The following is a 1216-nucleotide window of genomic DNA, read 5'->3' on the forward strand; positions in this document are numbered from 1 at the left end:
TTATATTCCCTTCAAATACACATTGCTTCTGTGCATTATATATAACCATATAACTCTTACCCATACTAATATCAAACATATAGAATAATTTATCTCTATACTGTGTTCCATTTACTGTACCACCTCATCCCATGTTTCCTTAGATCTTCGGTCCAAATTTTCCATAAACAACACACTTGCGAAATTCTTCAATTCTGGTCCTGTAAATCTAACATACGAATCCTCACTTCCTTTTGGTCCATAATGCGTATCTCACTGATTTCTCCCATTCCATAACCACTATACAAATTCTAAAAAATTTATTTTCACATACAAATAACATACCAAACCGAACAATAACAAGGATACTTATCTCAAGACCTTTCCTAAAACATGGTCCATTGGAATCGGTCCAATCTCCCCGCTATCTTTACGAGTATTTCCCCTTACAAAAATATGATTTTGGGGAACAATCCATATACTTCGGTGCAAAGAGAAGTGGATTGATTATTCAGTTTATTGATGAAAACAACAGAAGCTGTCAACATATATTCCAAGGAGATACGATTACTTTAAAAATCAAATAAACGGAGGAAGTAGAATAGTGATTTGAAGTAAAAAAGCCCTATACAATAGGACTTTTTACTTCGGAATTTGTACATAGAGCTTATTGCTAAAATAAACAACAATCATCTTTTCCGTTTATTATTAGTATATCCAAATGTTTCAGGATATAAAACAAGTAAAATAATACAAAACATACTTACACCCATATTACATATATTTTCCTTCTCCTTACTACCACAAAAAATGGATAAGTACCTACAAATCTTATATCTCGTTATAAAAAATGAAAGAGGGTATACCGTTTGTTTTTATTCGATACCCCTAAAATTTGTAAGTATTACATGATAAGACGTATGAACGAAGAGAGTCGGGTATTGTTCTTGCCATTCTTTTTCTTGAAATAACCGATTCAAATAAGGAGAAATATTTTCCATTGTTTGATACAAACATGCATTTTTTACATATAAACCTATAATAATAATAATTTGTAAGACCAGTAAAATAGAAGCTGTCAATCCTTACAACATTAAAATAATACAACGCGTAGTTGACCACTAACCAGTGAACGTCCCGCTTGTTGTGTACATGTAATAATTGCATTATCAGGTAAAAAAGGAGAAATAGGGCATCTCTCCTTTTTGTATATCTTGAATATTTTATTTTTGAGCAG

1 pseudogene is annotated in these 1216 nt (G+C 31.5%); it reads right to left on the minus strand.

Going from position 1 to position 1216, the window contains the following annotated elements:
* Positions 1 to 79: pseudogene (locus tag JDS99_RS30670) on the minus strand (transposase); the annotation flags it as partial.
* Positions 80 to 1216: the final 1137 nt, after the last annotated feature.

The organism is Bacillus cereus group sp. N6, from assembly GCF_016483705.1.
In the GTDB taxonomy this organism is placed as follows: domain Bacteria; phylum Bacillota; class Bacilli; order Bacillales; family Bacillaceae_G; genus Bacillus_A; species Bacillus_A wiedmannii.